Origin of the sequence: Bacillus sp. FSL K6-3149, from assembly GCF_038630515.1 — a bacterium.
In the GTDB taxonomy this organism is placed as follows: domain Bacteria; phylum Bacillota; class Bacilli; order Bacillales; family Bacillaceae; genus Bacillus; species Bacillus pumilus.
This window is the reverse complement of sequence record NZ_CP152034.1, coordinates 766,177-791,926: the sequence shown is the minus strand read 5'-3', so window position 1 is coordinate 791,926 and position 25,750 is coordinate 766,177. Positions and strand designations below refer to the sequence as shown.

Annotated in this window: 26 protein-coding genes and 1 riboswitch; of the genes, 25 read left to right on the top strand and 1 reads right to left on the bottom strand. The window is 40.3% G+C overall.

The genetic code is table 11. The features are described from left to right. Nucleotides 1-212 precede the first annotated feature (212 nt). The 14 genes from MHB83_RS04120 to MHB83_RS04055 all read left to right on the top strand — a co-directional run bounded on the left by MHB83_RS04120 (nt 213) and on the right by MHB83_RS04055 (nt 12,846). Nucleotides 213-1,076 (top strand): S8 family peptidase, encoded by an 864-nt coding sequence (locus MHB83_RS04120; protein ID WP_342496655.1) that lies wholly within the window; start codon nt 213-215, stop codon nt 1,074-1,076. A 56-nt stretch (nt 1,077-1,132) separates the two neighbouring features. Continuing rightward, a complete protein-coding gene (locus MHB83_RS04115; RefSeq protein WP_342496654.1) occupies nt 1,133-1,924 on the top strand; it encodes an SAR2788 family putative toxin in 792 nt (263 codons plus the stop codon). Between the two features lie 25 nt (nt 1,925-1,949). After that, nucleotides 1,950-2,411, top strand: coding sequence for a stage III sporulation protein AH (locus MHB83_RS04110; protein ID WP_282059745.1), 462 nt, complete (start codon nt 1,950-1,952; stop codon nt 2,409-2,411). 117 nt (nt 2,412-2,528) lie between these two features. Continuing rightward, complete coding sequence (locus tag MHB83_RS04105; RefSeq protein WP_342496653.1) at nt 2,529-3,404, top strand: aldose 1-epimerase family protein; 876 nt, start codon at nt 2,529-2,531, stop codon at nt 3,402-3,404. Nucleotides 3,405-3,464: 60 nt separating this feature from the next. Next, nucleotides 3,465-4,409, top strand: coding sequence for a sugar-binding transcriptional regulator (locus MHB83_RS04100; RefSeq protein WP_003214694.1), 945 nt, complete (start codon nt 3,465-3,467; stop codon nt 4,407-4,409). 83 nt (nt 4,410-4,492) lie between these two features. Beyond that, nucleotides 4,493-5,164, top strand: a complete 672-nt coding sequence (deoC, locus tag MHB83_RS04095) for a deoxyribose-phosphate aldolase (RefSeq protein WP_003215179.1) — start codon at nt 4,493-4,495, stop codon at nt 5,162-5,164. 166 nt (nt 5,165-5,330) lie between these two features. Beyond that, a complete protein-coding gene (locus MHB83_RS04090) occupies nt 5,331-6,512 on the top strand; it encodes a NupC/NupG family nucleoside CNT transporter (RefSeq protein WP_106032035.1) in 1,182 nt (393 codons plus the stop codon). A gap of 25 nt (nt 6,513-6,537) precedes the next feature. Then, nucleotides 6,538-7,839: a pyrimidine-nucleoside phosphorylase gene (locus MHB83_RS04085; protein ID WP_106035751.1), complete on the top strand. Its 1,302-nt coding sequence runs from the start codon at nt 6,538-6,540 to the stop codon at nt 7,837-7,839. Between the two features lie 181 nt (nt 7,840-8,020). Next, nucleotides 8,021-8,464, top strand: coding sequence for a MarR family transcriptional regulator (locus MHB83_RS04080; RefSeq protein ID WP_003215380.1), 444 nt, complete (start codon nt 8,021-8,023; stop codon nt 8,462-8,464). A gap of 14 nt (nt 8,465-8,478) precedes the next feature. Next, entirely contained in the window at nt 8,479-9,117 is a 639-nt protein-coding gene (locus MHB83_RS04075; protein WP_003214802.1) for a nitroreductase family protein, read from the top strand. Between the two features lie 25 nt (nt 9,118-9,142). Continuing rightward, nucleotides 9,143-9,436 carry a putative quinol monooxygenase gene (locus MHB83_RS04070; RefSeq protein WP_003214755.1) on the top strand — a complete coding sequence of 98 codons (294 nt, stop codon included), beginning with the start codon at nt 9,143-9,145 and terminating at the stop codon, nt 9,434-9,436. Between the two features lie 189 nt (nt 9,437-9,625). Further along, the gene (locus MHB83_RS04065) at nt 9,626-12,007 is read left to right on the top strand and encodes an immune inhibitor A domain-containing protein (protein WP_268459088.1); all 2,382 of its coding nucleotides are present in this window, start codon (nt 9,626-9,628) and stop codon (nt 12,005-12,007) included. A gap of 207 nt (nt 12,008-12,214) precedes the next feature. After that, nucleotides 12,215-12,469 (top strand): ORF6C domain-containing protein, encoded by a 255-nt coding sequence (locus MHB83_RS04060; protein ID WP_012011773.1) that lies wholly within the window; start codon nt 12,215-12,217, stop codon nt 12,467-12,469. Between the two features lie 5 nt (nt 12,470-12,474). Continuing rightward, nucleotides 12,475-12,846 carry a DUF1304 domain-containing protein gene (locus tag MHB83_RS04055; protein ID WP_050944576.1) on the top strand — a complete coding sequence of 124 codons (372 nt, stop codon included), beginning with the start codon at nt 12,475-12,477 and terminating at the stop codon, nt 12,844-12,846. Between the two features lie 34 nt (nt 12,847-12,880). On the opposite strand, the gene MHB83_RS04050 is transcribed toward MHB83_RS04055, so the two are convergent. Further along, nucleotides 12,881-13,045, bottom strand: coding sequence for a hypothetical protein (locus MHB83_RS04050; protein WP_003214630.1), 165 nt, complete (start codon nt 13,043-13,045; stop codon nt 12,881-12,883). Between the two features lie 253 nt (nt 13,046-13,298). On the opposite strand from MHB83_RS04050, the gene MHB83_RS04045 reads away from it, so the two are divergent. From MHB83_RS04045 to MHB83_RS03995, 11 genes are all read left to right on the top strand, one after another. After that, entirely contained in the window at nt 13,299-13,955 is a 657-nt protein-coding gene (locus MHB83_RS04045) for a type 1 glutamine amidotransferase domain-containing protein (RefSeq protein WP_003215149.1), read from the top strand. A gap of 141 nt (nt 13,956-14,096) precedes the next feature. Further along, nucleotides 14,097-15,224, top strand: a complete 1,128-nt coding sequence (locus tag MHB83_RS04040) for a hypothetical protein (protein WP_253622008.1) — start codon at nt 14,097-14,099, stop codon at nt 15,222-15,224. Nucleotides 15,225-15,280: 56 nt separating this feature from the next. Next, nucleotides 15,281-15,384, top strand: a riboswitch (TPP riboswitch). A gap of 87 nt (nt 15,385-15,471) precedes the next feature. Beyond that, nucleotides 15,472-16,158 (top strand): thiaminase II, encoded by a 687-nt coding sequence (tenA, locus tag MHB83_RS04035; RefSeq protein ID WP_212045725.1) that lies wholly within the window; start codon nt 15,472-15,474, stop codon nt 16,156-16,158. Continuing rightward, nucleotides 16,155-16,754, top strand: a complete 600-nt coding sequence (locus MHB83_RS04030; RefSeq protein WP_050944573.1) for an ECF transporter S component — start codon at nt 16,155-16,157, stop codon at nt 16,752-16,754. Before tenA ends, MHB83_RS04030 begins: the two co-directional genes overlap by 4 nt. Continuing rightward, on the top strand, nt 16,729-18,327 hold the full coding sequence (locus tag MHB83_RS04025) for an energy-coupling factor transporter ATPase (protein ID WP_342496652.1): 1,599 nt from the start codon (nt 16,729-16,731) through the stop codon (nt 18,325-18,327). The genes MHB83_RS04030 and MHB83_RS04025 overlap by 26 nt, the downstream gene beginning before the upstream one ends. Next, nucleotides 18,317-19,051, top strand: coding sequence for an energy-coupling factor transporter transmembrane component T (locus tag MHB83_RS04020; protein WP_253622011.1), 735 nt, complete (start codon nt 18,317-18,319; stop codon nt 19,049-19,051). Before MHB83_RS04025 ends, MHB83_RS04020 begins: the two co-directional genes overlap by 11 nt. Before the next feature lie 149 nt (nt 19,052-19,200). Beyond that, nucleotides 19,201-20,040 (top strand): methyl-accepting chemotaxis protein, encoded by an 840-nt coding sequence (locus tag MHB83_RS04015; protein ID WP_106032041.1) that lies wholly within the window; start codon nt 19,201-19,203, stop codon nt 20,038-20,040. A 172-nt stretch (nt 20,041-20,212) separates the two neighbouring features. After that, the gene (locus MHB83_RS04010; protein WP_003215325.1) at nt 20,213-21,028 is read left to right on the top strand and encodes a YwqG family protein; all 816 of its coding nucleotides are present in this window, start codon (nt 20,213-20,215) and stop codon (nt 21,026-21,028) included. A 224-nt stretch (nt 21,029-21,252) separates the two neighbouring features. Further along, entirely contained in the window at nt 21,253-22,086 is an 834-nt protein-coding gene (locus tag MHB83_RS04005; RefSeq protein ID WP_058013317.1) for a PRD domain-containing protein, read from the top strand. A gap of 327 nt (nt 22,087-22,413) precedes the next feature. Then, nucleotides 22,414-24,321, top strand: a complete 1,908-nt coding sequence (locus tag MHB83_RS04000; RefSeq protein ID WP_106029439.1) for a beta-glucoside-specific PTS transporter subunit IIABC — start codon at nt 22,414-22,416, stop codon at nt 24,319-24,321. Continuing rightward, the gene (locus MHB83_RS03995; RefSeq protein WP_342496651.1) at nt 24,293-25,711 is read left to right on the top strand and encodes a glycoside hydrolase family 1 protein; all 1,419 of its coding nucleotides are present in this window, start codon (nt 24,293-24,295) and stop codon (nt 25,709-25,711) included. The genes MHB83_RS04000 and MHB83_RS03995 overlap by 29 nt, the downstream gene beginning before the upstream one ends. Nucleotides 25,712-25,750: the final 39 nt, after the last annotated feature.

The following is a 25,750-nucleotide window of genomic DNA, read 5'->3' as shown; positions in this document are numbered from 1 at the left end:
CCCCATCAATTGTAAAAAAACCTGTATTTAATAAAGTTTACTCATATATTGTATATATAATAGACGTCAACGCATAATATTTAGTTTGAATTTATTCAATAAATTTTTATTGTAAACCAAAATATTAATATATAACATATTTGGTTTTATATTGACTCAAAACCATAATATAGAATAATATATGAAAAAAGGAGTGGTGATGAATCAATAGTTTGATAAAGAGATTTTTGGTAATATTAATAGTTCTTTTAATTTATTTTAAGTGCTTTGAATTGCACTCAAAAAATTTAAACTACACTAATAATATTCATCAACAGATTCCATGGAGCATAAAGTTAACAAAAAAATATGTGGAAAATAATAGAGGAGGAGAAAGTGTAAGAATAGCAATAATTGATAGTGGGATAGATGGGACACACCCTGATTTGGTAGATAAAGTTAAAAAAGGACTTAACACAATTGGTACAGGAGGAGAACAAGAGGACAGTTTAGGACACGGAACTGCTGTAGCTGGAATAATCACAGCTAATGATAATGAAATTGGACTTGTGGGTATAACGCAGAATGTAGAGTTATATCCTGTTAAAATTCTAGATTCAAAAGGCAAGGGTTCAATAAAAAATTTTGTCAAAGCTGTTCAATGGTGTATTGATAATAAAATTGATGTTATCAATGCTAGTTTTGGATTAATGAAAGATGATCCATCTGTTAAGAAGATTATAGACAAAGCAATACAAAGAAACATAATTATAGTAGCTGCTGTTGGTAATAAGTATGGAAGGAAAATGGATTACCCAGCTGCTTATGAGAATGTTTTTTCTGTAACCGCTGTGGATAAGCATAAGAAGGTAGCTGAATTTTCATCTAAAGGAAATTACAATTTTGCTGCTCCTGGTGTAGATATACCAGTTCTAAGGCCTCATAACAACTATGCGATTGAAAGTGGCACCTCTTTAGCGAGTGCTCATATTACAGGTGTAGTAAGCTTAATTTTACAGTACCGGGAACGTTTTAATATTAATTCTGAAGAAAGTTTAAACCAACAAATATATAAAATCTTAAAAAAATGGTATTGATGATTATTTGAATAAAATTGTTTTTTAAAACAAGAAACTCGGAGGTTTAGTTTAGGATGAATAAAATAAGTAAGTTATTCTCAATTGTTATATGTCTATCGCTGGTTATAACTTTGTTTTTCCAATTTCCGAATAAAACAGAGGCTGTTACCACAAAAGATTTTCATGTTTTAGAAGATAGTAATGAAAAATATATAATTTCACAGGAGCAAGACGGAGTAACTGGTATTCTAACTCTAAATAAAGAAACAACAGAAATCAGTTATCAAACTGAAGAAATTAGTAGTGAAGGTGAAAAGGTTTCAAAGGATTATGAAGTTGACTTGCAAACACTTTTAAATGATAATTTAGATGTTACGTTTAAAGATACAAAAGATGATAAGAAATATGAAGTGAATTCTGAAGATATTCAAGCATCTTTTGCATTTGTTATTCCTATTGGTATTGTTATTGGGGCAGTTCTACTAGAACATTTAATAGCTTTGGGACTTGCAGTAACAGTATTAGGTGTTACCTATATTGCTTATTCTGAATTTATAAAAAGGAAAGACAATAAACATAATCACTTTATTGCTTATCGAGACAAAGATAAACCTCATTTATTTATTGGAAAAGGTATAAGTCGTGCAAACGCTGTAAAAAGATTAGCTCAGAAAAAAGATACTTGGTCTACTTCCAAAAACAATGCACAATCTATTGCTAAAGCAGCCAGTCCGATTGGAAAAGTAATAGGTGCAGAAATTGACAAAAAAGGTAAAAATAAACATTATCACTATCATCCAGTTTATAAATTTAAAGGTAAATATGTAAGAACTGGAGCACATGCTTTTTTTGGTGCCCCTAGATAAGAAATCTTGATAGAGGAGGTTTTCGATGATTGTTCTTAATCGTCAACCAAGAAAGAAGGAATATAATGAGCTCATCGATTTATGTTGTAAAGTATGTGATGAGTTCCAATTAGTTTTTAGAAAAGATTTTGCTGATTTTGATGATTATCGTGAAATTCTAGATAAACTTTCACCATCTCTTAAAGAAATGAAGGAAGAGTCTGAATGGGCTACCACGATTCTAGGAGATGGTCAAACAGCATATGTTTATTATTATTATGCCAATGAACACACAAAAAATTTGTTAAAAGAACTTTCGAACTCTCTATACGGGTGGGTTCACCCTAATTTACTGGAGGATTTATCATTCTTCAAAAATGGGAAAGAGTGGATGGTTTCAAGCTCACATGAAGAGGAGAGCTATATTTTCCCTGAAAACGAAGAAGAAATTGAGAGTTTAAAACAAATCAAAGGTCTTAAATGGACTATACAAGAAGATGATGAATAAGTAATTTTAACGGCTTTTCCCTAGAAGGGAGAAGTCTTTTTTATTCTAAATAACTCTTTTATACTCAAAACCAAAATCCCTGTCATAATAAAAGAAGATGGAAAGGGGATGTGTGAAATGAGAACAATTGAAAATGATCAGTTATTGATTCAGATCAATGAGAGGGGTGCCGAGGTCAGAGAGGTGCTTCATAAGGAAAGTGGACGTCAATATATGTGGTCTGGCGATCCTGCATACTGGGGCAGGGTGTCGCCTGTCTTATTCCCGATTGTTGGACGATTAAAGAATGACCAATACAAGATAGATGATCAAACCTATGAGCTCACGCAGCATGGATTCTTGCGTGATGTTGATTTTGATTTACATGAAGAAACGAAACATACAGTGACCTTTCAATATGAATCAAAAGGCCGCCACATCGAGCAGTATCCCTATGAATTTACCGCCCGTATTCGATACGAGCTGTCGGAAAATGGTCTGATGATTTCCTGGGAAATTGATAATGTCGGAGATGACACGATGTATTTCTCCATCGGAGGTCACCCCGCATTTCAAGTTCCGCTAATTGAAGGAGAGCGCACAGCAGATTATTCCCTGACATTGACGCCTTCTACTGAGCATCTTCCTGTCCAATATGAACTAAAAAATTCACTTGTCAGGGAGAAAGAAAAAAGCATTCAGCTTAAACCAATTCAGCTTCGACCAGAGCTTTTTCAGCATGATGCGATGATCTTTAGTCATATCAATCGAGTGTCATTGGTGTCTCAGGCAGGTCACGGGGTTGAGGTTGATCTCACTGGTTTTCCGTTCGTTGGTATTTGGTCACCTTATAATCAAGAAACGAGCACAATGGCTCCTTTTGTTTGTATTGAGCCTTGGTACGGTATTGCCGATGTTGAAGGGACGAATGGGCAGTACAAGGAAAAGTTCGGTATTCAAACTTTAGAGAAGAATGAGACCTTCCAAGCCGCCTATACGATTTTTTTCAAATGAACATTTGTGCATGATAAGTTGAACAATTTGTTATGATAGAAGAAAAAAGGAGGCGTACGAATGGATCGGGAGAAACAACAACTGAGTATTGAAGCGGCAAGGCTGTATTATTTATCGGATTACAGCCAGCAGGAAATTGCCAAACAGCTCGACCTGTCGAGACCAACTGTATCTCGGCTGCTTCAATATGCGAAGGAGAAGGGGTACGTCCAGATAACGGTAATGGACCCGTTTGAAGACTTGAATGAGCTGTCTTCATTGCTCAAGGAAAAATATGACCTGCTCGAAGCTCATGTGGTGTTTTCGCCCAAAGATGATTATCCAACGATCACTGAATACTTGAGCCAATTTGGTGCTGAGTACTTGCAAAACACAGTAAAAGACGGTGATATCGTTGGTGTGAGCTGGGGAACCACCATGTATCAAATTGCTCAAAAGATGCAACCTAAACAGGTCAAAGGTGTAGAGGTTGTCCAGCTGAAGGGTGGGATTAGCCACTCCCATGTGAATACATATTCTGCGGAAACCATCCAGCTGTTTGCCGAGGCCTTTCAAACAGCACCGCGCTATTTACCGCTTCCTGTTGTATTTGATAGTGCTGCCGTCAAGGAGATGGTTGAACAGGACAGACATATTCAGCGTATCATTGAAATGGGCAAACAGGCGAATATTGCTGTGTTCACTGTTGGAACGGTAAGAGATGAAGCCCTTTTGTTTAGACTTGGTTACTTCCGCGAAGAAGAAAAAGCACTGCTCAAAGCATCCAGTGTTGGGGACATCTGTTCGCGCTTTTATGATCAAGAAGGACGCATTTGCAGTGAAGCGATTAACAACCGTACGATTGGCGTGGAGCTTGATGATTTAAGAACAAAAGAACGCTCTATTCTTGTTGCTGGTGGACATCGCAAGGTTGCTTCTATCCACGGTGCACTAAGAGGAAAATATGCGAACGTATTGATGATTGATCAGCATACAGCAAAGGCTCTTTTAAATGTCACAAAATAGATGAACAAAATTTCATAACTATGTTTACAAATGTTCATCGGTCATATATGATGAAAGTATCATAATTAAAAGGAAGTGTAAGCATGACGATAGCAAATCTTATTGATCATACAGCACTAAAACCAGATACATCGAAAGCTGCAATCATGCAGTTACTTGAAGAAGCAAAGACTCATCAGTTCGCATCTGTTTGTGTGAATCCAACATGGGTGTCTCTTGCGGCGAAAGAACTAGCAGGAACAGGCGTTGATATTTGTACAGTCATCGGTTTCCCGCTAGGTGCAAACACAACAGCAGTAAAAGCATTCGAAACAAAGGATGCAATTGAGAACGGTGCAACCGAAGTGGACATGGTCATCAATATCGCGGCATTGAAAGACGGCGAATATGATGCAGTTGAGCAAGATATTCGTGCAGTTGTAGACGCAGCAAAAGGGAAGGCACTTGTGAAAGTCATTATTGAAGCGTGCTTACTCACAGATGAAGAGAAAGTCAAAGCTTGTGAGCTTTCAGTGAAAGCTGGCGCTGATTTTGTGAAAACATCGACTGGATTTAGTACAGGCGGTGCAACTGCTGAGGACATCGCATTAATGCGTAAAACAGTAGGACCTGACATCGGTGTGAAAGCATCAGGCGGCGTGAGAACAAAAGAAGATGTTGAGGCAATGCTAGCTGCAGGCGCTACCCGAATTGGTGCGAGTGCAGGCGTTTCTATTATCAAAGGGGATCAATCAGCTCCTTCGAAAGACTATTAATTCATACGATCCTATGGTAGGATAACATTCGTGACTCATAAATGATGAAAAAGTCATATGCGGAAGGATCTCACTTCTGGGAATTTCTTCCGCACTTTGTTTGCGAAATAGGGTTTGTTCCATACAAGCGCATTAATGTAAACGAATTCATTCGAGGAGGAAAAACATGAAATACGTGATTGGTATCATCGGTTTGCTGGTGATTCTCGCCATTGCATGGCTGGCTAGTAACGGCAAAAAACGAGTAAAATTCCGTCCAGTAATTGTCATGATTGTACTGCAATTTATTTTAGGTTATATTCTGCTCAATACAGGTGTTGGAAACTTTCTAGTCGGGGGCTTTGCAAGGGGATTCCAAATGCTTCTAGGCTATGCCGGTGAAGGAATCAACTTCGTATTTGGCGGATTAATGAATGATAAGGCGTCAACTTTCTTCATCAATGTCTTACTGCCGATCGTCTTTATTTCGGCATTGATCGGTATCCTGCAGCATTGGCGTATCCTCCCGCTTATCGTACGCGGAATCGGGTATTTGCTTAGTAAAGTAAATGGAATGGGGAAACTAGAATCCTACAACGCAGTAGCGTCTGCGATTTTAGGTCAATCAGAAGTCTTTATTTCCATTAAGAAACAGCTCGGATTATTACCTCAACAACGTCTTTATACATTGTGTGCATCTGCGATGTCAACTGTATCGATGTCCATTGTCGGTGCATACATGCAAATGATTAAACCAGAGTATGTTGTAACAGCACTCGTGCTGAACCTATTTGGTGGGTTTATTATTGCGTCTATCATCAATCCTTATGAAGTGGCTAAGGACGAAGACATGATTGAAATTGTAGAAGAAGAAAAGCAATCCTTCTTTGAAATGCTTGGCGAATATATTATGGATGGTTTCAAAGTAGCGATTGTTGTCGCCGCGATGTTGATTGGATTCGTTGCATTAATTGCGATGATTAATGGAATCTTTACAGCTGTCATCGGTGTTTCTTTCCAAGATGTACTTGGTTATGTATTTGCCCCATTTGCTTTTATTGTTGGTGTACCTTGGAGCGAAGCAGTACAAGCAGGAAGCATTATGGCAACGAAAATGGTTTCCAACGAATTTGTGGCAATGCAAATCCTGTCCGGTGATGCTTTCCATTTCACTGCTCGTACAGAAGCGATCATTTCTGTATTCCTTGTATCATTTGCGAACTTCTCTTCTATCGGTATCATTGCTGGAGCAGTCAAAGGCTTAAACGAAAAACAAGGGAACGTTGTCGCACGCTTTGGATTAAAGCTTCTATTTGGTGCAACACTTGTCAGCTTCTTAACAGCAGGCGTTGTCGGTTTGATTTACTAATTTAAGAAAAGGAATGGTGAAAACAATGAGAATGGTAGATATCATTGCGAAAAAACGTGACGGAAAAGAATTATCTTCAGAGGAAATTTCTTTCTTTGTCAAAGAGTATACGGACGGAACAATTCCTGACTACCAAGCAAGTGCCTTGGCTATGGCGATTTTCTTCCAAGATATGACGGATCAAGAACGTGCTGACTTAACGCTCGCTATGGCGAACTCGGGGGACACGATTGACCTCTCTGCCATTGAAGGTATTAAAGTAGACAAGCACTCAACAGGCGGTGTAGGCGATACAACAACGCTTGTACTTGCTCCTCTTGTGGCTGCACTTGATGTACCTGTTGCGAAAATGTCTGGCCGCGGCCTTGGACATACAGGCGGTACAGTGGACAAGCTTGAAGCGGTAAAAGGCTTCCATGTAGAAATTACAAAAGACGAATTCATCGAGCTTGTGAACCGTCATAAAGTAGCGGTCATTGGTCAATCAGGCAACCTGACACCAGCGGATAAAAAGCTTTATGCCCTTCGTGATGTGACAGGAACCGTTAACTCCATCCCGCTCATTGCAAGCTCTATTATGAGTAAGAAAATTGCTGCTGGCGCAGATGCGATCGTACTAGATGTGAAAACAGGTGCAGGTGCTTTCATGAAAACACCTGAAGACTCTGAGAAGCTTGCAAAAGCCATGGTCCGCATCGGAAACAACGTTGGCAGACAAACGATGGCTGTCATCTCTGATATGTCTCAGCCGCTAGGATTAGCGATTGGAAATTCCCTTGAAGTGAAAGAAGCGATTGATACGCTTAAAGGCGAAGGCCCTGAAGACTTAAACGAGCTTGTGCTCACTTTAGGAAGTCAAATGGTCGTTCTTGCGAAAAAAGCAGAAACGCTTGATGAAGCAAGAGAAAAGCTAATTGAAGTCATGAAAAACGGCAAAGCACTTGAGAAATTCAAGGAATTCTTAGAAAATCAAGGTGGGGACGGCTCGATTGTAGATCAGCCGGAAAAACTGCCGCAAGCCCCTTACCAAATCGACGTTCCTGCAAAGGAATCAGGTGTGGTTGCTGAAATCGTCGCAGACGAGATCGGTGTTGCAGCGATGATTCTTGGAGCAGGACGTGCGACAAAAGAGGACGAGATCGACCTATCTGTCGGCATCATGCTGAACAAAAAAGTCGGCGATCGTGTTGAAAAAGGAGATTCACTCGTGACACTTCATGCAAATCGTGAAGATGTTGCGAATGTCGTGGAGAAAATTTATGACAACATCCGCATCGCAGATCATGCTGATGCACCAACTCTCATTCACACTGTGATCACAGAATAAAGAAAAAAGGACAAAAGTGCTTCGCCGCTTTTGTCCTTTTTTTGTTCATTTCTTTTTCTATTGAGATAAAAAATTTCACTTTATGAAACAAACCTCTTGCATTCATTAAATAATGGGTGTATATTAATTGACGAGTCAATGATTGATATATCAACTAATTGATCTGAATAGAAAAGAGGGGATGGCATTGACTGCATTTTGCTCTGAAGAAGCAGAGGTATTATACCGTTTGCAGTGTGTGAACCGTATGATGGGCGTGAAGTTCGAAGCATGCACGGGCATCAGCCAATCAAGACTAGAGTTGCTATCACTGTTATTCCAAGCAGACGAAATCAGCCAGTCAGATTTGCAGAAAAAAGTAAATATTGATAGTGCGGCTGTGACGCGTCACTTAAAACAGTTAGAAGCAAAAGGAATGGTCACGCGCAGAAGAAAGCCAGAAGATAATCGAGTCACACTTGTTCGTCTGACAGAAGAAGGCAGAACAAGAATCGAAGCTTCTAAAAAAGAAAAAGAACGATTTATCTCAGAAATGCTTGAAAACGTAAGTGACGAAGAACGAAAGCTTCTCACTGATGTGCTCAGCCGAATACAACAAAACATCGAAAAGATTCAAACAACCTAAAGGAGTGTTTCAACATGGCTACAACATTAAAAACTAACGATTTTATGGAAATTTTGAAAGGACGCCGTTCTATTCGTAACTATGACCCAGCTGTGAAAATCAGCAAAGAAGAAATGGCAGAGATTCTAGAAGAAGCAACAACTGCACCATCATCAGTGAATGCACAGCCTTGGCGCTTCATGGTCATTGACAGCCCAGAAGGAAAAGAAAAGCTTGCACCACTTGCAAAATTCAACCAAACTCAAGTGTCAACATCAGCAGCTGTCATTGCAGTATTTGCAGATATGAAAAGCAATGAATACTTAGATGAAATTTATTCAAAAGCAGTAGAGCATGGCTACATGCCGCAAGAAGTGAAAGAAAGACAAATTGCTGCACTAACTGCACACTTTGAGGTACTTCCAGAGCAAGTGAATCGCGAAACAATCTTAATTGACGGTGGAATTGTGTCTATGCAGCTTATGCTTGCAGCACGTGCACACGGCTATGATACAAATCCAATTGGCGGATTTGATAAAGAAGTCATCGCTGAAACATTTGGCTGGGATAAAGAACGTTATGTACCAGTGATGCTGTTATCAATTGGGAAAGCTGCTGACGAAGGTTATGCTTCTTACCGCTTACCGATTGAACGCATTACAGAGTGGAAATAATATCTTTTAAAAAGGAGACGATTAGATGATTATTATTCATGCAGGGATGACCATTCATCCAGAAAAAGAAAACGTATTTCTAGAAGAAATCAATGCATTAATGAAAGCTTCACAAGCCGAAGAAGGCAATGTATCCTACAAGCTGTTCAAGGATACAGATAAGGAACATACCTTCTTAATGGTAGAAGTGTGGAAAGATGACGCTGCGGTTCAGAGCCATAATGCGAGTGCACATTTCCAAGCTTTCGTAGCGAAGGCAAAAGAATTCTTAGCCGCTCCACTTGACGTTGTTGCCTTTCAAGGCCAGCAACTTTCATAGTAAAACAACAAACACCCTAGGCGTTTATCGTCTAGGGTTCTTTTATTTTCGACACCTTGTTCCACCCATTTCATTCCCGTATTGTGCATTTTCCACAAAGTTTCTGAAAATAAAATGTTTTTCGACTTAAGTATATTGGAATATGCTAGAATGAGATATTATTTATTACCAAATTAGGGAGGAACCAAAATGAAAAAAGGGAAATGGACTAGCATAGCACTAACGGCTGTCCTCGGTTTAGGCACATTGACAGCTTTCAGCACCCCACTATCTGCCCACACTACAGAAAAGTCAACATCCTCAGACGGCGGTCATTATTCAGGTATTCCATTCGATGCAAGTGTTGTGAATGAAGACCGTCTCATCAAAGCCTTGAAAAAACAAGGAAAGATCAAAAAGAATGCCAATGAAGCAGAAACCCAAAAAGCATTAAAGAAATATCTAAAGAAAAAAGAAGAATCTGCTATGAAACAAGGTGCAAGCACCTTAACAGAAGAGCCTGAATTTCTGAAAGAATACAAACAAAAGGTACATAACAAATTAGCCAAAAAGAAAAAGTTAAAGAAGCATAATGGAAAAGAAAGCAATCATGTAAAACCGGTCAAAAAGGAAAAGTATAAAGGCGAAGTTCGCAATGATAAGGTATTGGTTTTATTAGTAGATTTTAAAGATTATAAGCATAATAGTATTAAAAAAGAAGAGACTGATATGTACTATGACAAGTACGATCAGCAGCACTATCAAGACATGCTTTTCGGAAAAAATGGCTACATCGGTCCAGATGGGAAACGAAAAGTATCCATGAAGCAATATTATGAGAAACAGTCTGGCGGCAGTTACACGATCAGTGGAACGGTGGCTGGCTGGTATACAGCGAAGCATGAAGCAGCCTATTATGGCGGGAACGTACCTGATGAATCAGGCAGTGACGGCAGACCGCGTGAATTGGTGAAAGAAGCACTCGAAGCAGCAGCAAAGGACCCGAACATTGATCTCGGTGAATATGATCAATGGGACCGCTATGATATGGATGGCGACGGCGTTTATAACGAACCAGACGGCATCATTGACCATCTGATGGTCGTTCATGCTGGCGTAGGTGAAGAAGCTGGCGGCGGACAGCTTGGCTCTGATGCGATTTGGTCGCACCGCTGGTCACTTGGTGATGTATTTGAAATTCCAAACACTGAATCTGAAGTTGGACAAGGTGGGAAATTAGGCGCGTTAGATTACACCATTGAGCCTGAAGATGGCGCGGCAGGCGTATTCACACATGAATTCGGACATGATCTTGGTCTTCCTGATGAGTACGATACACAGTACACAGGAGGAGGCGAGCCCGTTTCCTACTGGTCGATCATGTCAAGCGGAAGCTGGGCAGGTAAAGTCCCTGGAACGGAACCAACAGGCTTTAGTCCATATGCGAAAGAAATGCTTCAAAACTTGCATGGCGGTAACTGGCTTACTGGACAAACCATCGATGGTAAAACATTAAAGAAAAGCAAAACAGTGCTGATTGATGAAGCAGCAACAAAAGGAACGAACCATGATGCGGTTCGGGTAGATTTACCAGATAAAGAGATTGTTGTCACAAAACCTGCTCAAGGACAAAATTCGTACTTCAGCGGAACGGGTGACAATTTAAATGCGACCATGACGACAACAGGTATCGATTTGTCGAAAGGGAGCAAAGCAGAGCTGACATTTAAAGCATGGTACGATATCGAAGAAGATTATGATTATGCGTATGTAGAAGTTCGTGAAACAGGAACTGATCAGTGGAAGACCATTGCTGGTAACATCACGAACGATCGAAATGAAGCTGGAGCGAACGAAGGCAATGGAATTGACGGAAAATCAGACGGATGGGTAGATGCAGCATTTGATCTTTCTGCTTATGCAGGGAAGAAAATTGACCTGCAATTCCGCTATACAACCGATGCAGGCTATTCACTGCCAGGCTTATTTGTAGATGATTTAAACATCACTGCAGATGGGACGAAAGTGTGGTCAGATGATGCCGAGGGCACATCTACTTTCACCTTTAACGGATTCTCGAAATCGAATGGAAAACAATATGCAGCTCAATACTATTTACTAGAGTGGCGCTCATATGCTGACGTCGATAAAGGGTTAAAGCATATCAAACGAGGGGCAAGCCTCATGAGCTATAATAACGGTTTGGTCGTGTGGTATGTCGATCAATCCTACAGTGATAACTGGGTAGGAAAACACCCAGGGAACGGTTTCCTTGGGGTAGTAGATGCAGATCAGCAAGTATTGAAGTGGAGTGACGGCTCCATTGCAGCCACAGGTTTCCAAGTACATGATGCAGCATTTTCTTTGAATCCAAGTACGAAGCTCAATATTGATTATACAGCGACAACTGGCTTAACATTGGTAGATCGCTATATTCGCCCGACTCGTACATTTAGTGATAAAAAGAATTATGTGAATCCAAATAATCCAGATGCAGGGCGTGACGTCCCAACATACGGTCTATCCTTTAAAGTTGTTGGACAAAGTAAGGATCGTTCTGTTGGAAAGGTATTAATTTCTAAAAGTAACTAAATAGAAAGCCGGATTCTACCATTGAATCCGGCTTTTTGATATGATAATAAACTGTTTTTGATGAAAAAGGCGGCTTTTTGGTCGAATGTCTGTTCTTTTTTATTTTGATATCCGAATGAAATCATTATATAATAGAGACTGGAAGGTTTTTCTTTCATACATGGTTCTTTTTAGCTGTTAAAACAAAGGAAAGGATGAGCGTTACCAATGAGTTGTGTCACTGCTAAGCAATTAAAGGTGATTAGAGGGACGATGCAGACTTTTTGCAGCCATTTGGAGTATGATGGTCACGGTAAGCTTCATATCAATACCATCATGGCTTTTATTAAAAAGGAGTTTGGTGTGAGGAAAATGAAAGACATTCCACAAAGCCGCTTTACTGAAGCGCTTGAATTAATACAAGACTTTGATTTATACACGGATAAAATAGAGATTCGTGATCGTCTATCAGAAAGGAATTAACTAAATTGAATATTTTGGCAATAATACTAGTAGGAATTGTCGCATTAGAACACCTTGTCATTATGTTATTAGAAATGTTTTTTATGGAATCAAAGATGGCAAAGAGATCCTTTAAGCTGCCAGAACACTTGCAAAAGGATCCAAATGTCAAAGTGATGTTTGCCAATCAGGGGCTTTATAACGGGTTTTTAGCTGCAGGACTGATTTGGGGGCTCATTCTCGGATCGAATACTGTTGGATATATGATTCAGCTATTTTTCATTATTTGTGTGATCATCGCTGCGGTATTTGGCGGTGTGACCTCTAATAAATCAATCATCGTCAAGCAAGGAGTACCAGCGCTTCTTGCATTAATTGCGCTTATCCTGGCAATTTAACCATAAATAAAGTCGCCCGAGTAAAGGGCGGCTTTTATCTTTTTCGAAGACCCATTAGACGAATAATGGATGTCAGACATAGCGCAACGGCAACAGCCAAAATAATTTTTCCATACATGACCCCTGTTAAGTTCATCAAAAAGACGGCCAATATGATACAGAGCGTGATGATGATCATCACAATCGAATAGGTTTTCATCTCTTTTCCACTCCTTTAAAAGTCCCCTCACATCCGTGAGGTCTATCCATCTTACCTCATATGATATCACTCAATGACAATTTTACATGAAATTCCCTACCAATAGAATGTGACATATTGATTAGATTAATGACATGCCATATTTTTCAGAAAATCGGGTATACCATAAAGAGTTGCACCGAAGTTCGATTGCTTGATATTTAATTGTGCAAAATGTAAAATGAAAACATGATAAATCGAAAGGATGATCAAGATGAGTAAGAAAGTGTTATTAGTATCGACAAGCAGTTCAGAAATGAACGGACATCCAACAGGCTTATGGCTAGAAGAGTTGGCAGAGCCATTTCATATTTTTAAAGAAAATGAACTAGACGTTCAAATTGTCTCTATTCAAGGTGGAACTGTCCCTATTGATAAAAATTCAATTCCAGAAGGTGTTCCAGCGCAATATGAAGATGTATATGAATTACTTCAAGACACAAAGGCGCTTACAGATGTGAACCCAGCTGATTATGATGGCATCTTCTTTGCGGGAGGACACGGCCCAATGATCGATTTTGCGTCTAATCAACTGGTAGCCGATGCAATCTTAGCTATTTCAAACAAAAATGGTGCAGTCGGAGCTGTTTGTCACGGCGTTTCAGCATTCATTGACGTGAAGGATCAAGATGGCAAATCATTTATCGAAGGTAAAAAAATCACAGGCTTCACAAACGAAGAAGAGGAAGCTGTTCAGCTGACATCAAAAGTTCCATTTTTATTGGAAACAAAACTTCGTGAGCAAGGGGCAGCGTTTGAAAAAGGAGATGCCTTTGCACCATACGCTGTAGTTGACGGACAAATCATTACTGGACAAAATCCAGGTTCTAGTGCAGAAACAGCACGCCTGTTTGTTAAAACCATTTCATAAAGTGATCAAAAAACCAGTCGTAGCAAATACGGCTGGTTTTTTGTCATAAAGATTTCCTAAAAAAGACCATAACAATGAATGAAATAATGGTAAAATATTCACAGGGCAAAAAACCCAATTGAGGAAAAAGGGGATGTTCCTGTGAGAGCATTATATGGAAAAATCACTGCAGCTTTATTATCCATTCTACTCGTCACAACAGGTTTATTTTCACCAGTATTAAAAGCAGAAGAAGCACCGAAATCAGATGGGAAATTGTCACCACTGACGGAAAAAGCCATTCAGCAAGTGCAAGACTCGTTTTTGAAACAGGATGAAGGAACCGCTATCCAAAAGAAGCAGCTAAAAAAATCTTTTAAAGTAGATAAGAAAAATGGAATCAGTATCAAACGAAAAGCCGCTAAAGATGGTAAGATGCGTACATCTTCCGTTCGCTCCATTGATGGACTAGCCATCAACCAATCGGTTGTCTTATCAGAGGATGACCCAGTCGATTTATGGTTGTTAAGTACGACTTCACCTCAGGCACTCATCAGCCGAATTACCTCTTCAAATCCCGATTATTTCGTACAATTATTTGTTGTTGATTATGAAACTGGACAAGCCTATCCGACGGACCTGATTCAGCCGGCAGGCAGTCTCCTTGGTTTGACCAATTTACCAGCAGGTGATTACGCATTCGGTATCACAAGCGGCGGAGATTTCGGAGACTCTTACACGTTACAAGTGAATGCAAAAAACCCACCCAATTTCACAGGGGCTGTTTCCCTCTCTTCCACCCTGCAATACTTTGTAGCTGAGTATGCGAATGGGGATGTTTTCGCTAATGGTACAAAGGTGTATAACAAACAATCTAAGACCGCCGATTATAAATGGGAGCGTGTATTTTATTTTTCATATGACGGAAAATATGATCAGAGAACCCATTCTGTTGAAAGTGTGAAAGTGAAAAGTATTTCTGCACCAGTATCGTACTCTGCTCCTTATGCGAGTTCATCTGAGGCTATTCTCGTCTACTTAGATGTGGAGACGTTATTTATGTATCATGAATCATCGTTTGCTAGCGGGCAATACTACCATAGTAGCTTTGTTGATACACTTGGAAAGACAACGCCAAGGCGTTTAGATATTGATGATATGACAAATTACGGCGATCATATTTTAGCTGTTGATTTGAAAACGGGAAAACCAATTGATTTCTTCAGTGTCCTTAATTTTTACTATGCTGCAGGGATCGAAAAGCTGCCTACGATCAGAACGTTGAATTAAGAAAGGCGGTTGACAGCAAATCTCTACATGTGTAGAGTAAAGATAATTAAATGACAAAAGTCCACTAGGGGAGTCATGTATGACTGAGACAAGAGAAAATCTTGGACCCTTTGAACCTGATCTAGTTTGTACTAGCGGAGGGAAGTGGAGCTGGACCTCGTCTTATTCATGATTGAATCGATAAGAAGGCCGCTCCATTTGGGGTGGCTTTTTCATTTATTCAACTGAAGAAGAGGAGGCTTTTTTTATGACGTTTTCAGCGCAATTAAGAGAAGAAACAGAACCATTATTTGAAGCCATTTATCAGCATCCGTTTGTCAGAGGGCTGGCAGCAGGAAAGCTGGAAAAGGAACAGATCATTCATTACGTCAAACAAGATGCAGAATATTTACATGCTTTTATTAAAATTTATGCAGCGGCTCTTAGCAGATGTACAGACAAAGGAGATATTGCCTTTTTCCATCAGCAGATTGCGTTTGTACTAGATAGTGAGACACACCCTCATCAAAATCTTTGCCGAGTGGCAGGTGTATCATATGATGAGCTCCAAGGTGCCCCGCTTGCTCCGAGTGCTCATCACTATATTCATCATATGCTGCAAGTTGCCAAGGAAGGCACGCTTGGAGAAATCATCGCTGTCCTGCTTCCATGCCCTTGGACATATTGGGAAATCGGCAAACGAATGCTCGCAGATGTGCAGCCTGACCCTTCACATCCGTTTTATGAGTGGATCACGTTTTATGGAGGGTTAACCGACTCTATTACAGTAGAGCTTTGCAAGCGGGTCGATCAGCTGGCGGAAGCAGCAAGTGAGAAGGAAAAGGAAAAAATGAAACAGCACTTTATCCTAAGCTGTCAGCTTGAGTACAAGTTTTGGGATATGGCGTTTACGGTGGAAGATTGGCCAGTTCCATTGGAGGTGCATTCATCATGACATGGAAGATGAAAGAAGTTGTCCTTGCTGTCATTTTATCCGTTGCATGTGGTGTCATCTATTTAGGGTGGTCCACACTTTACTTACCCATTACAGCACTTGTTGGCCCAGCAGGAGGCAACATCATGTTTGGCATTTGGGTGATTGCCAGTCCAATCGTCGCGTATATCATCCAAAAGCCGGGAGCTGCCCTGATTGCAGAAACAGCCGCTGCCGCAGTGGAATTACTAACAGGCAGCCACTTCGGTCTTGCAGCCCTGCTGATTGGTGTATGCCAAGGGCTTGGGGCAGAAATCGCCTTTGCTCTTTTTGGTTATAAACGATATCGCATGTGGACACTGATGCTGTCAGGTGCCTTTGCAGCTGTTGGAGCAATGGCTTACAGCCTCGTTGCGAATGGCTTTGGTTATTACACGCCTCAAGTTTTACTCATCACACTGATGACTCAAATCATCAGCGGAATGATACTGGGCGGATGTTTAGCAAAAGTAGTGGTGGACGCATTATCTAAAACTGGTGTATTGAATCAATATGCCATCATGAAAGAAAAACGAAACAAAGGTGAACAGCATGGATTCATTTCTCGCGTGCAATAATCTCACTGTCCGTTTTTATGAACAGCCTCAGCCCGTGTTGCATCAAATCTCTCTTTCCATTCAAAAAGGAGAAAAGGTGCTTATTTTAGGACCAAGCGGCAGCGGTAAATCCACGCTCATCTCCGTTCTGGCTGGCATCATTCCAGAACATTTAGAAGCGGACATGCAGGGCGAAGTGATATTGCAAAGACATACAGGCGTCATGTTTCAGGACCCTGATTCCCAGTTTTGTATGCATCGCGTCAATGAAGAAATTGCCTTTAGCTTAGAGAACCGTTCTGTCCCTCGTGACGAGATGGATGGCATCATTCAGCAGCTCATGCAAAAAGTCCAACTTGATGTCGATCCGAATACAGACATCCACACATTATCTGGCGGCATGAAGCAGCGATTGGCGCTTGCTTGTTTACTAGCGTTAGAGCCAGATGTGCTGTTCTTTGATGAACCGACCGCACAGCTTGATCCAGCAGGAAGAATGGAGATATTTCAGCTTCTACAGCAGCTTGCAGCTGATCAGCGACAAACCATGATTTTTGTAGAGCATGTGCTAGATGGTGTCATTGAATGGATGGACCGGGTGATTTTATTAGACGATCAAGGCAGCATCTTAGCAGATGGGTCTCCAAAAGATGTATTGACGACATATGAAAAAGAAATGAAAGAGGCAGGAATTTGGAGACCGAAATTATTTCCCGAGAAATGGTCTACGATCCTTCAAGATCCATTTCATCCAATGAGTCACAAGCTTATGCAAACCTTTGAAGCAAGAAAGAAGCAGAATGAAAAAGTGCTGTCGACTAAGCGGGAGACCATCATTCGTTCAGAAGATCTTCAATTAAGCTACGGGAAAAAGAGGATTATGAGTGATCTTCAGCTTGATATCAAAGCAGGGGATTGGGTGGCGATCATTGGGGAAAATGGAAGCGGGAAAAGCACATGTCTTAAACATTTGGTTCGTTTAGAGCCAACGAAAAAAGGCCATATTTTTTTAAAAGAGACACTCCTTAAAAAGTGGTCAGACCGAGAACTATATGAAAAGGCAGGCTTTGTGTTTCAAAATCCGGAGCTTCAATTCATACAAGATACAGTGTTCGATGAAATTGCATTTGGTGGAAGGCAGCGTAATTGGCAAGAATCCGTTGTGCAAGAAAAAACAGTTCAGCTATTGAAAGAGTTCGGTTTAGAAAAGCATGCAAAAGCTCATCCTTTCACTTTAAGCCTAGGTCAAAAAAGAAGATTGAGTGTGGCTACAATGCTCCTTTTTGATCAGGATGTCCTATTGTTAGACGAGCCGACTTTCGGGCAGGATGAAAGAACAGCGAAGGAATTAATCAGGCGCTTGAAAGATCGTCAACGCCAAGGCACCACTATTTTAATGGTCACACATGATATGGACCTTGTCGATGAGTGTGCCAATCAAGTGCTTCTTTTTCATCAAGGAAAGCATGTGTATGATGGCACGCCTTATGATTTGTTTTCAAATCAGGAACTTGTCAATGCTTATCAGCTGAGAGCCCCGCTGCATTATCGCTATGTGGCTGAAAGAAAGGACGTGCTGACGATTGCAAAGTAATCATTCCTTTCTTTCCACTGTGAATCCAGTCATCAAACTACTCGCTCATCTACTTGCGATGTGTTGTCTCATGGCGATATCTGACCCTAAAACAACCTTCATCATCTGGCTGTTTGCACTTTGTGTTGGACTTGTCTTAGGCGGATGGAATTTGAAGTATCTTTTCACAAGACTTGTCCCTTATCTGCTCTTTTTTATTCTCGTGTTCTGGATGATGGCGGCCTTTGGCAAGGGGGATCATACTGTTTGGAAATGGGCATGGTTTCATATGACAGAGGAGAGTTTAAGAAATGGACTCACCATCGCTCTCAGAATGCTTGGCTTTGTGACATTCGGTCTCCTGTTTACGTCCACAACAGATTTGACAGCATTTATGATGAGCCTCATTCATCAGTGCAAAATGTCGCCAAAATGGGCGTATGGAATGCTTGCTGGCTTCCGGTTTATTCCGTTATTTCAAAGTGAATTAAAGCAAATGAAGGCGGCACATAAAATCAGAGGCTATAAGCAAAAAAACAGCTGGAAAGCCTTTATGCGTTATGCACTTCCACTTTTTACACAGGGCGTACGAAAATCAGAACGTTTGGCCATTGCGATGGAAGCAAGAGGCTTCACAGGTGAGAGGGAGCGGACGTATTATCATGTCATCAGCACTTCATGGATCGACTATATGTATCTTTTGCTCATCGTTATCAGTGTCTTGATATGCATGTCCTTTTTTTAAAAACCCCCACATTCTCTTGATAGAATGTGGGCTTTTTATATGTCTTAGGTCATTTGATTGATATTAGTACACATTACAGGCTGTAATAGATCTTATAACGAACCGATAAAGAGGATGTACTGAGAAAAAGAGAGGATGAACGTGAGCGAATGTCACAGAAAATTGATAACATAATAGACGCTTTACCAATCATTGGACTAGCTATGAGAGAGCAACTAACCTTTTCTGTTTTAGGGAAAGAGAAGGTTCTTTATTATCAGCAACATGGAAACATTGACCTAGGGTTTAAAGCTGGAGATATCGTAGCTCCAGGATTCGAAAACTTTTCTATGTTGAAAAATGGGAGAGAGCCATCGTTTATCCAAATTCCGAAAGAAGTATACGGGATTCCAATGGATATTGTAGCCGTTCCAATTAAAGATGAAGCGGGTCAAGTAGTCGCTGCTTTCTGCGTGGCCTATGATCAGACCAATCAACAACGATTAGATGACATCATGACAGAGAGCAACCAAGCTTCCGAAAAACTAGTCGCAATGGTACAGCAAGTTGCTGCACATTCAGAGGAACTACAAGCGACAAGTGAACAAATTCTACAAAACACGAAAACCACTGTAGAAAATTCCTCTAAAATCAATCAAGTGTCCAATCTTATCAAAGGTATCTCTGATCAAACGAACTTACTTGGACTCAACGCATCAATTGAAGCTGCAAGAGTAGGTGAAGCAGGAGCAGGCTTCGGAGTGGTCGCAACGGAAGTGAGAAAGCTGTCAACTCACGCCAAACAAGCGACGACTGATATTGAAACAGCGCTAAAAGATGTACAGGGATCGATTAAAGGAATGGAAGAAGAAATAGCACAAATTGTCGCTTCTTCTGAGCATCAAGCAGAGCTTGTAGGCACGTTCACAAAAATTATTGAAGGTCTTCATGAAACAAATGAAACGATGAAATCACTCGCAGAAGACTTAGTGAATTATCAAGTGAAATAAAAAATAGATCGACCACAACCTCCAGATCAATCGGAGGTTTTTTTCGTTTTAAGGTAAGGAACTTGTTAGGATATTGACCGATTGATCGCTGACAGGCAGTGTACACTTCTGTATGATAGAAAAAGAGATACTACCCTGGTCAGTAGACCTATTCATAAGGAGGAAGACCATCGTGACACAATCAGCGAAGCTGCAAGAAATCATAGCACCTTACCGTAAAATGTTAGATCAAACGGAACAGCCAACGATTCAACTAAAGATGAAACAAGGAAAAACAGGACCATACGACAGCAAAATTGCAGGTGATCCTTACTTCCCTAAAAACGATGAATATCCAGTTGATGGTGAAGGACACCCTATGAAGCTTTTGGCACAAATTAATTTTGGCCAGCTGCCGAAGCTGAAGGATTATCCAGAAACAGGACTTCTGCAAATTTTTATTTCTGTGCATGATGATCTTTATGGGATGAATATTGACCAAAAAACAGAGCAAAAAGATTTTCGGATCAAATTTATTGAGGAACCTTTCTTGGCAGAAGAAGAGTTGTTGACTGATTTTTCTTTTGTGAAAATTCCTGATGATTTTTATTTTCCTGTAACGAAGGAAGGCGCCATTACAGGTGAACGATCAAGTGAAACGATTAGTGTAGAAGATTTCCGCTTTGAGAAAATCACAGGTAAGCGAAGCTGGGACCTATTCGAAGATATAGAAGGTATTGATGGAGATGAAGCAGATGCCTTGTTAGATGAATTTTATGAGACAGAGAGTGGCTTTGGTCACAAATTGGGTGGATATCCAGGCTTTACACAAGAGGACCCGCGTACCTACGAAGACCAGGAACATACCGTTCTGTTATTACAAATCGACTCAGATGATGAAGTGGACATGTTGTGGGGAGATTGCGGAATCGCCAACTTTTTTATCAAACCAGAAGACCTCAAACGAAAAAATTTCGAGAATGTCGTCTATAATTGGGATTGCTCCTAATTTTGTAAAAAACACTCTTTATAGAGTGTTTTTGTGTATGTTTTTAGACTTTTTTGCCCCTATTTCGTCATTTTTGAGAGGTAATATGTCATTCTTTCTAGTTGACCGTATCAAAAAAAAATGTAAAATCATCTTAAAGTCCTCTTTTTTGAAAATAATAATAACATGACATATCAATCAACAATGAGATGCTCGAAAAAGCGGAATGTACTGGGGGGTATCAATTGATCATTTCGAAAGTAATCAATAATAATGTGGTCAGTGCGTATGATGACGAGCAGCATGAGCTGGTCATTATGGGCAGAGGGATCGCTTTTCAAAAGAAAAGTGGAGACCCGATTGACGAAGAACGTATTGAGAAAGTATTTTCCATTCAAAATAAAGATATATCAGAAAAATTCAAAACCCTGCTTTATGATATTCCAATCGAGTATATGCAAGTGTGTGAGGCGATTATTGATCATGCGAGAACAACCCTTAATAAAAATTTGAATGACAGCATCTATGTGACACTGACAGATCATATCACCTTTGCTATTGAACGTCATCAAAAAGGAATGGACATCAAAAATGCCCTGCTCTGGGAAATTAAGCGGTTGTATAAAGATGAGTTTATGTGTGGTGTAGAAGCGATTCGGATTATTCAGGACAAGCTCAACATTCATCTTCCTGAGGATGAAGCCGGTTTTATTGCGATGCACATTGTCAATGCAGAGCTCAATGAAGAAATGCCGAACGTGATTCAAATTACCAAACTCATTCAAGATATTTTAAATATCGTCAAGTATCACTTTCAAATTGATTTAGACGAGGAATCATTAAACTATTTCCGTTTTGTCACGCATTTGAAGTTTTTTGGACAGCGTCTGTTTAACGAAACACAAATGGAAAATCAAAATGAATTCCTGTATGAGGTCGTAAAAGAGAAAAACACTGCAGCTTTCCAATGTGCTGAGAAAATTAACGATTATGTTCAAAAAGAACACAACCGAAGTCTCATAGAAGATGAGATGCTATATTTAACTTTGCATATCGACAGAGTGATAAAAAGAAAATAAATTTAAAAAGAAAGCGTTGACATCATAAAATTAACATGATACTTTATAACTATAAACAACATAACCCACAATCTTTTAGGATTGTTACTGGTCAAGCAGGCAAAACCTAAATCATTGTCCCTATCTTTGATAAGGCGTGATTTAGGTTTTTTTATATCCAAAGACTTATAAAAATTAAATAACGATCAATCGCTATGAAGGATTGTTACTGGTTAAGCAGGCAAAACCTAAATATCGATTAATGTCTGAATCGCTATTTTTCGGACATTAATGGATGTTTAGGTTTTTTCTATATCATGATTTAATCAACGATTGGAGGGTAATACAATGAACCACAAACAAACAGCAAAAGAGGTTCTAGAGCTTGTCGGCGGTGAAAAGAATGTTAAGCAAGTCACGCATTGTATGACAAGACTTCGCTTCAACTTATACGATGAAGGCAAAGCGGATAAGGAGAAGCTGCAATCAACAGACGGCGTCATGGGTGTGAATCAAAGCGGAGGTCAATATCATGTTATTATTGGCAATGATGTTTCAAATGTCTATCAAGCGATGATTGCTGACTCAGGCCTGTCAACAGATGTAAAGTCAGGCGGTACAGAAGAAGCATCAAAACAAAATGTGATATCTAAGCTTTTCGATTTTATCTCTGGTGTCTTCACACCGATTCTTCCAGCCATTGCTGGTGCCGGTATGATCAAAGGGATCTTGGCACTCATGCTTACGTTCCAGTGGATATCGGATAAAAGCAGCACATATGCAATTTTAACAGCTATCGGCGACGGAGCCTTTTACTTCTTACCGATTCTGCTTGCTGTAAGCGTAGCCAAAAAAATTGGCACAAATCAGTATATCGCCGCTGCCATTGCAGCCGCCGCACTGCACCCGCAGTTAACGGCTTTACTAGGCGCAGGAAATACAGAATTTCTAGGGCTACCAGTGGTTGCCGTTGTGTACTCTTCATCGGTCATTCCGATTCTACTCACCATCTGGCTCGGCTCATATGTTGAAAGATTCGCGGAAAAATATAGCCCAAAATCATTAAAGATCATCCTTGTTCCAACGGTCACACTTCTTGTTGTAGTACCAATTATGCTTATTGCAGTAGGACCGCTTGGTGGGATTATCGGAAATGGCCTTTCAGGTGGAATTGATTTATTGTTCAAACATGCAGGTATTTTGGCCGGACTCTTGATCGGCGGCTTCATGTCACCATTGATCATTACGGGCATGCACTATGCACTACTTCCAATTATGATCAACAACATTACGTTAAACGGTTTTGACTTCATTCTTCCAATGATGTTTGTAGCAAATATGGCACAAGCAGGCGCAGCATTCGGTGTCTTCTTAAGATCAAAAAACAAAACATTCAAATCATTGGCGATGTCTACAAGTATCACTGCATTAATGGGTATTACTGAACCTGCTATGTATGGTGTGAACATGCGATTGAAAAAACCGTTCCTTGCAGCCCTCATTGGTGCAGCAGCAGGCGGCGTGTTCATGTCAATCTTTAAAGTAAAATCATATGTGATATCTGGATCAGCAGGTCTCCCGGGTCTCCCGACATTCATTGGCCCAACATTTGTCTACTCTATCATCGGCTTAGTAATCGCCTTTGTCGCAGCAACGATCATGACACTTGTTCTAGGATTCAAAGATGTACCAGTGAAAGATGATACAAAAGCAGACAAACCAGAAGAAAAGAAAGACACAGCAGCACTTCAAAATGAAGTGGTACAAAGCCCGCTTGAAGGTCAATTAAAGCCGCTAAATCAAGTAAATGATGCAACATTCTCTAATGAAATCATGGGTAAAGGTACAGCTATTGTCCCAGCAGTTGGACGTGTAGTAGCACCATTCAACGGCAAGGTTGAAACCATTTTTCAAACGAAACATGCCATTGGCTTAAAGAGTGACCAAGGCACTGAGCTTCTCATTCATGTTGGAATTGATACGGTGAAGCTCGGCGGAAAACATTTCACAAGTCATGTAGAGTCAGGCGATCTTGTTCAAGCAGGAGATGTGCTCGTTGAATTTGATATCGAGGGCATTCAGCAAGAAGGCTATGATGTCACCACACCAATTATTGTGACTAACACAAACGATTTTGCACAAGTTGATGCGAAAACAGAAGGCACGATTTCAGTACAAGAGACACTGCTCACAGTCAGTGTAGAAGAAAATGAGGAGGGCATTCAACATGAACAAGTTAGAAAAAACATTTCCTAAAGGTTTCTTATGGGGCGGCGCTGTTGCGGGCAACCAAATTGAAGGTGCTTATAATAAAGATGGAAAAGGCTTATCGACAGCTGATGTATCACCGCACGGTATTATGCATCCATTCGATGAATCAATGAAAGACTTGAACTTATATCATGATGCGATTGACTTCTACCATCGCTATAAAGAAGATATTGCACTCTTTGCAGAAATGGGATTCAAATGCTTCAGACTATCCATTTCTTGGCCACGTATTTTCCCAAATGGCGACGATGCTGAACCAAATGAAGCAGGCCTTGCTTTTTATGACAGAGTATTTGATGAACTGCATAAGCATGGAATTGAACCAGTTGTCACGATTTCTCATTATGAAATGCCGCTTGCACTTGTGAAAAACTACGGCGGTTGGAGAAACCGTAAGCTTGTCGATCTTTATGAAACATACGCGAAAACGTTGTTTACTCGCTATAAAGACAAAGTGAAATATTGGATGACCTTTAATGAAATCAACGTCGTGTTACATGCGCCTTTCACTGGTGGCGGACTTGTATTTGAAGAGGGCGAAGACGAGAAAAGCATTCAATATCAAGCAGCGCATCACCAATTTGTTGCAAGTGCTTTAGCTGTCAAAGCAGGACACGAAATCATTCCTGATGCGAAAATCGGCTGTATGATCGCAGCGATGACAACTTATCCGTACAGCTCAAGACCAGAAGATATGTTTGCAGCGATTGATCAAGATCGTAAAACATTGTTCTTCTCAGATGTACAGGCAAGAGGCTACTACCCAGGTTACATGAAACGATACTTCCGCGAAAATGGAATTCATATTGAGATCCAAGATGGTGATGAAGACATCCTAAGAAACCATACAGTGGACTATATTGGCTTCAGCTATTATATGAGCTTTGTGACAAGTACAGATCCAGAGGTTCTTGGACAAGTGACTGGTGGTAACCTATTTGAAGGCGTGAAAAACCCTTATCTAGAAGCAAGTGATTGGGGCTGGCAAATTGATCCAAAAGGACTTCGTACAACACTAAACCAACTATATGACCGTTACCAAAAACCATTGTTTATCGTAGAAAATGGATTGGGAGCTGTCGATCAAGTAGAAGAAGACGGTTCCATTAAAGACGATTACCGAATTGATTACCTCAGAAGCCATTTGCTAGAGGCGAGAGAAGCCATTGCAGACGGAGTAGACTTGATGGGTTATACAAGCTGGGGCCCAATTGACCTTGTCAGCGCATCAACAGCTGAAATGAAAAAACGCTACGGCTTCATTTATGTCGACCGTGATAACGAAGGAAAAGGTACATTAGATAGAAAGAAAAAGAAAAGCTTCGATTGGTATAAACAAGTGATTGCGACAAATGGTAATCATTTAGATGCATAAAAGAAAAAAGACAAACCGTTCATACTGCGGTTTGTCTTT